The organism is Bacillus sp. AP50, assembly GCF_040492675.1.
Taxonomy (GTDB): Bacteria; Bacillota; Bacilli; order Bacillales; family Bacillaceae_G; genus Bacillus_A; species Bacillus_A cereus.
This window is the reverse complement of record NZ_JBEUTW010000211.1, coordinates 1-6,244: the sequence shown is the minus strand read 5'-3', so window position 1 is coordinate 6,244 and position 6,244 is coordinate 1. Positions and strand designations below refer to the sequence as shown.

The following is a 6,244-nucleotide window of genomic DNA, read 5'->3' as shown; positions in this document are numbered from 1 at the left end:
CTTTATTTCTTACTATTGTTACGACAAATATTATTCTCTATTTCTTCTTACCATTAAGTATTGTTACGAAATGGGACTTTAATGGAACGCCTACATTAACAATGGATAAAAGCACTTTTGTAATCGTAAATATAATTATATGTTCCTTCTTATTCTTTGTATTTTTAGCTTTATCTAAAGCAGCGAGTAACCAGAAATTTCTCCATTGGATCGGCAACACAATGTTACTATTCTTATTTTTTGTCGATATTGTCATCGCCCTCATCGCTCTTGGCTTTTCACTTCCTCTTGATCATTTCATATTTTTAGCATTAGGGCTTTTATTTATATTAATAGGTTATTTCAGTTCCAAAATTGATACGACTAAATCAACCGTTTCATTAGAATGGAATGATAAGCACCTTGAAAAAAGAGCTTCAAATATTAGTAGTATTTCAATGATGATAGCAGGTATTTTTTTAGCGATACTTCCTTTTATCGTTTCTGCTCCCTATAGAGGTTATGCTATACTAGCAATTCTTTTAGGAATGACGCTTATCATTCTGCCAAGTACGATTTATTTACTTATTAAAGACAGCAAGCAATCTACTCCTTTAAAAAAATAGGAGGTTATATCCCTCCTATTTCAGCTTAATGTTTTATTTTTCACTTTTTCTATCTCAACTAAAATCCCTTTCTCTATCCAACCCTCTACGCCATCTTTTTTAATTAAATCATATCCTGAACAGCTATCATCAATGAGAGAAACGATATCTCCCTTCCTAACGCTTATTTGCGCACAAGAAATATCGGTTTTCACTGTATATTCACCTGACTTAAGTTGTTTCATATATTCATTTTTTACAGTGAGCACATTATTCGTTTCCTTTTGTTTACATACGGTGTAATCTTGCATCTTCTCGATAGGCTCTATGTAATAATACGGATATGTCACTCCGCCCTGCATTTCTGAATTCGCATTAAAATCCGCTATTACTTCGTACTCTGGAAAATAGTCTACATATGTATAAGAAAACGTATCGCCCGTTTGTTTCCTCTGAATAATAAATACGTTTAATTGCCCTGCTTCTTTAATTGCATTTCCTCCATCAATTGCAATAATTTTTTTCTCCTTATCAATAACTGGATTATTAGACGGTGCTTCTTCAGAATAGTTCACGACAGGCCAATGACCGACTATTACATACTTATTTGCTTTATGTGATTGATTGAAAAACTCCGGCATTGCTATCGCATTTTTGCGCTCAGTTTCTTTCCAATCTACTCTATCTTCTAGACCGGCATGCACAAAAATATAATCTTCTGTTTCAATCGCTGTTGGCAACTCTGTTAGCCAATATAGTTCTTGTGAAAATTCACTTAACAATGCTTCTTTCACTTCACGAATTGAAGTGCCCTCATGAACTGAAAAACCCAATTGCTCTAGCCATTCATTAAAAATTGAATGCTTCCTCGTACATAAATAATTAATAAGACCAGGATTTTCATTTAGAAGAGCATCAACTAAAACTTCACAATTCCCTTCAACAACGTGAACCTTTGAATTGTTCTTTACAAGATTCATAACGTAGTTTACTACGCCTACGCTATCTCGTCCTTTCTCGCAAAGATCTCCATTAATAATTAAATAATCTTCATCTTTAAAGTTAACTTTATGTAGTGCTTCTTTTAAAAGATTTAATTCTCCATGAATATCAGATATGACAATAACTCTAGCATCATTAGGGATTGATAGTTTCTTTATTTTTTTCAAGTATAAGCGCTCCAATCATCCTCTTTATTAAATTAAAACAATTCGACAAAATACACTATATAACCTTTTCAAATACATATACCATAACTTACAACCTATTTACGGTTCAATAATAACTTAAAAAATAAGAAGAAGCTGTTCCCAACTTTTGCAGGACAGCTTCTTCTTATTTTTTATAATTCTTTATAAAAAGAATAACTCACCTTATCATACCCTTCTCTTTCATAAAAACGATGAGCATCAATTCTTGAAAATGCTGACGTGAGGACGATAGACTCACATCCGTTTTCCTTTCCCCAGTTCTCTATATACGAGAGTAATACTTTCCCATGTCCTTTTGAACGATGTGCTTCTGCTGTTACAAGGTCATATACGAAAACGTGTTTCTTATTATAAAAGTTCGTACAAATCGCTACACCTGCAAGGCTAACAACTTCATCATTCTCATTACGCAGCGAAAATAGTTTATAATTTTCTTCTTTCATATTTCGAAATAAAGAGCTTGTTTCCTCTTTTGAAAGTTTCATTCGTAATTGCTGTAAAACAGGTAATACTTCATGTAATTGCTCTTCTGTTACTACTTCTTTAACATTCATTTTTAACTCTCCTCTAACTATTTATTTAATTTTCTAAATGTTATATCATTATTATAGAAAGTAACTGCCCTTCACTTAAGTGACAGTTTAAGTGTTTTTTATAAGGCCAGTTTTAAAGGAGAGTTTTATATGGATTTTACTATCCCATTGCAATTACAAAGTAACACACCTATTTACTTGCAAATTTACGAATATATAAAAGCTGAAATTATACAAGGGACTATTTCTGTCGGCACACGTCTACCCTCACACAGAAATTTAGCATCACAACTTAATATTAGCCGCATTACTGTTGAATCAGCTTATCAACAATTATTAGCTGAAGGTTATGTAGAAAGTAAACCGAAACGTGGTATTTTTGTAGCAAATTTCGATATTGACGTTATCCCAAATAAAAAGCGAAATGCAGCAAAGAAGACGAGCAATTTGATAGACGAAAAATTTGAATATGATTGTAGCCAAGGACTTATTGATCAAAATGCATTTCCGATTACAAATTGGAAACGAGCATTACAAGAATCCATACTTACATACGAAAATGCACTATTTGCCAAAGAAGACCCTCAAGGTGAATTCGCTCTTCGAGAGCATATATCAACATATTTATATCATTCTCGCGGTGTCCATTCTTCACCTGATCAAATTGTGATTGGCGCCGGAACGCAGCCACTTCTCTGGCTACTACTTCAACTGCTTGGCCCTACAAAAGAATACGGCATTGAAAACCCTGGATTTCACCGTATACACGCAATCATTAAAAGCTGTGATAGACAAATTCATCCCATACCATTGGATGAAAAAGGTATTGATATTTCTAGTTTATACAATACAAATTCCAATGTCGCATACGTTACACCATCACACCAATTTCCACTCGGGATTATTATGCCTTTATCTAGAAGATTAGAATTGTTAAAGTGGGCTAATGATTGCAGCGGATACATTATTGAAGATGACTATGACGGAGAGTTTCGCTACGCTGGTAAGCCGATTCCTTCTTTACAAAGTCTTGATTCAAATGAACGCGTTATTTATATGGGGACTTTCTCAAAATCTTTTTTACCTTCTTTACGAATGGGATATGTTGTTTTACCACCACACCTTTTAAAAACATATCAAGAACTGCATGGAATTTTCAAACAAACAGTCGCTACAATACAACAACTTGCTTTTGCTAACTTTATACAAAGCGGGAATTGGGAACGTCACCTTAATCGGAGTCGTACACTATATAAAAGAAAACATCATGCGTTAGTAAAATCCATTATGAAAGAAATGGGGGCTAATGTTCAAATTCTTGGCGAACAGTCCGGACTTCATATTGTTTTATGTGTCCATAACAGTATGAATGAAAATGAACTGATTGAATCCGCTAAAAAACAAAGCGTTAAATTATACCCACTTTCTCCATATGATTTCGTGAATGATTTACGTAAGGAATCATACGTATTACTCGGCTTTGGTAGTATTCCAGAAAATAAAATTGAAACGTTGGCTAGATTATTAAAAGACGCTTGGTTTCCTAGTTGCAAGGAAACTTTTTAACAGTGGATTTAACTTGTAACATGTTAACAATTCAACAAAATAAAAAAGAAGGCTGTTCCAAAATAACTTTTTGGACAGCCTTCTTCTAGTTATTCACCTGACCTAGCTTTCCTTCCCGGACGTTTCACACCAGTCGTTTCTGTTGAATAGGAAGCTTCGATTATAGCGGCTGGATCTACAGAGAGAACGAGATCTTTCATTTTCGGATAAATGAATCGGTTTGTAATGCAATAAATGATTCTCTTATGCTCCCCTAAAAAACCACCTTCTCCATGTAGATACGTAACAGATAGTTGCAATTCTTTCATAAGTAAATCGCCTATTTCTTTATTCTTACCAGAAATAATCATAACGCTCTTACCTTGATTAATACCATCTAATGTAAAATCAATCATCTTCGTAACAATATAGAAAATTGCTAATGAGAACATCGCTTGTTCGATTGAAAATAAAATGGCAACAAAGATGAAAATAACTGCATTTACTGCAAGTAAAAATGTACTAATCGGTACATTAAAGTGTTTATTCATCCAAACTGCTAACATTTCCGAACCGTCAATTGCTCCACCCATTTTAACAACAATCCCAACACCAATTCCAAACAGTACTCCACCATAAAGTACAATTAATAACTCAGAAGTCGTAATTGCTGGAAATGGTTTTAAATAAATTAATCCGAGTGTTGTAACTACATTCGCATAAGATGTACGGATAAAAAATTTCTTTCCCATTATTTTTGCAGTAAATAATAAAATTGGGATATTAATTCCTAAGAACACACCATAAAGCGGCAATCCTGCGACTTTATTTGCCATAATAGCAATAGCCGTTACCCCGCCATCTACTAATCCATTAGGTGCTAAAATAAGCTCTAATGAACCTGCTACTATAATTGAGCCAATTGTTAATAATACGTATTCAAATACTTTCTTCATTCATTACCCCCAAAACTTATATATTTTCTTAGTATTATTTTAACGTAATTTTACTACTAATTCAAAGGTATCGATTTATATACACAAAAGTTTCTCCTTTATCGCTATTTTTATGTAACACATGTAACGCGTAATACTAAAAACACACTTACAAATTAAAAGTAAGTGTGTTTTTAACATCTATTTAATCTTTACGTACGGCTTCATTTTTAATTTGAATATTTCCTCAACTGCCCTTTGATATCCACCGGCATTTCTAAGCGACTCTCCCACTTTACGACTATTCTCCTTAAACGTCACATCATCCATTACTTTCTTTACAGTCTCACGTAACAATTCAGAAGTTAACTCGTTGCGATTAAGTCTTATTCCTGCCCCTACTTCAGTCAATCGTTTTGCAACGAATGGCTGATCTCCTGTTACCGGAATTACAACTAATGGAACACCGTAATATAACGCTTCACTCGAACTATTCATACCACCATGTGTCACGAATACATCAGCATGCTGTAAAACTTCTAATTGCGGGACATAATTATACAACTTAAAGTTTTTCGGGATATTTTCAAATTGACTTATATTTATCTTCTTACCAACGACTAATACGACTGTCGCATCAACATCTTTAAAAGCTTCAAAACATTTTTCATACAAAGCAGGTTGTTCATTAAAAACTGTTCCCATAGAAATGAAAATCACTTTTTCATTTTTTAAATCTTCGGTAGGAAAACTCCCCACTTCTTTTCGAGTAGCAATTGATGGACCTACAAATTTATACGATTCATCAAATACCTCTGAACGTGGCTGATATTCTTTTGAAGTATATACAATCGTAATATCACCAGGATGGTTCATAATATCATACATACTATTACATTTCATTCCATACTGCTTATTCCATCTTTCCATTCCCGCTAAACAAGATTGATATAATGGATCCATTTCATCTACTTGTCTCGATTCTTGCTCATCATGAAAATTAATGTACTGATTAACAGCAAACGTTGTACAGGATGAAACACTTGGTAATTGTAAAATATTCGCTATAATACGTCCTACTGGAAAATGATTATCATATATTAAATAATCGTATTTTTCCTCTTTTGTTTCTTCTACAATTTGAGTAACAATACGCTCTGATGCTTCAATCATATGAGATAGCATCGTCAAAGGGCTCCCACCTTCATTTACTCGTTCCATAATATTAATTTGAGAGAGAAAATTCTCAAACACTCGGAATTCCGCACCTGTTGCTTCAACCTTCTTTCTATAATCTTCAATACAATAAGAAACAACTGTTTCCCCTCGCTGAATTAACTCACTTACAATAGCTAAAGTCGGATTAATATGACCTTCCCCAGGAAAATTTATTACGAGTACATTTGCCATAACATTCTCTCCTATCCAATTAATAT

At 33.6% G+C, this 6,244-nt stretch carries 6 protein-coding genes; 2 read left to right on the top strand and 4 right to left on the bottom strand.

Features of this window, described 5'->3' with window-relative positions; translation table 11 throughout:
• A partial coding sequence (locus ABWK52_RS16795; protein WP_353772014.1) for a DUF1648 domain-containing protein occupies positions 1-605 on the top strand: 605 nt, incomplete at its 5' end.
• Between the two features lie 20 nt (positions 606-625).
• Here the strand turns inward: ABWK52_RS16795 and ABWK52_RS16790 are convergent.
• Positions 626-1,753, bottom strand: a complete 1,128-nt coding sequence (locus ABWK52_RS16790; protein ID WP_000721385.1) for a metallophosphoesterase — start codon at positions 1,751-1,753, stop codon at positions 626-628.
• Positions 1,754-1,926: 173 nt separating this feature from the next.
• Positions 1,927-2,349: a GNAT family N-acetyltransferase gene (locus ABWK52_RS16785; RefSeq protein ID WP_001101112.1), complete on the bottom strand. Its 423-nt coding sequence runs from the start codon at positions 2,347-2,349 to the stop codon at positions 1,927-1,929.
• A 129-nt stretch (positions 2,350-2,478) separates the two neighbouring features.
• On the opposite strand from ABWK52_RS16785, the gene ABWK52_RS16780 reads away from it, so the two are divergent.
• The gene (locus tag ABWK52_RS16780) at positions 2,479-3,894 is read left to right on the top strand and encodes a PLP-dependent aminotransferase family protein (protein WP_000348036.1); all 1,416 of its coding nucleotides are present in this window, start codon (positions 2,479-2,481) and stop codon (positions 3,892-3,894) included.
• 89 nt (positions 3,895-3,983) lie between these two features.
• Here the strand turns inward: ABWK52_RS16780 and ABWK52_RS16775 are convergent, their stop codons facing one another.
• Together ABWK52_RS16775 and ABWK52_RS16770 are read right to left on the bottom strand one after the other, a co-directional pair.
• The gene (locus tag ABWK52_RS16775) at positions 3,984-4,829 is read right to left on the bottom strand and encodes a YitT family protein (RefSeq protein WP_218272664.1); all 846 of its coding nucleotides are present in this window, start codon (positions 4,827-4,829) and stop codon (positions 3,984-3,986) included.
• A 180-nt stretch (positions 4,830-5,009) separates the two neighbouring features.
• A complete protein-coding gene (locus ABWK52_RS16770) occupies positions 5,010-6,218 on the bottom strand; it encodes a macrolide family glycosyltransferase (protein ID WP_061654775.1) in 1,209 nt (402 codons plus the stop codon).
• Positions 6,219-6,244: the final 26 nt, after the last annotated feature.

Excerpts from the sequence above, each read along its gene's own strand:
- ABWK52_RS16775 (WP_218272664.1), bottom strand. The coding sequence starts at position 4,829 with ATGAAGAAAGTATTTGAATACGTATTATTAACAATTGGCTCAATTATA.
- ABWK52_RS16780 (WP_000348036.1), top strand. The coding sequence starts at position 2,479 with ATGGATTTTACTATCCCATTGCAATTACAAAGTAACACACCTATTTAC.
- ABWK52_RS16785 (WP_001101112.1), bottom strand. The coding sequence starts at position 2,349 with ATGAATGTTAAAGAAGTAGTAACAGAAGAGCAATTACATGAAGTATTA.
- ABWK52_RS16770 (WP_061654775.1), bottom strand. The coding sequence starts at position 6,218 with ATGGCAAATGTACTCGTAATAAATTTTCCTGGGGAAGGTCATATTAAT.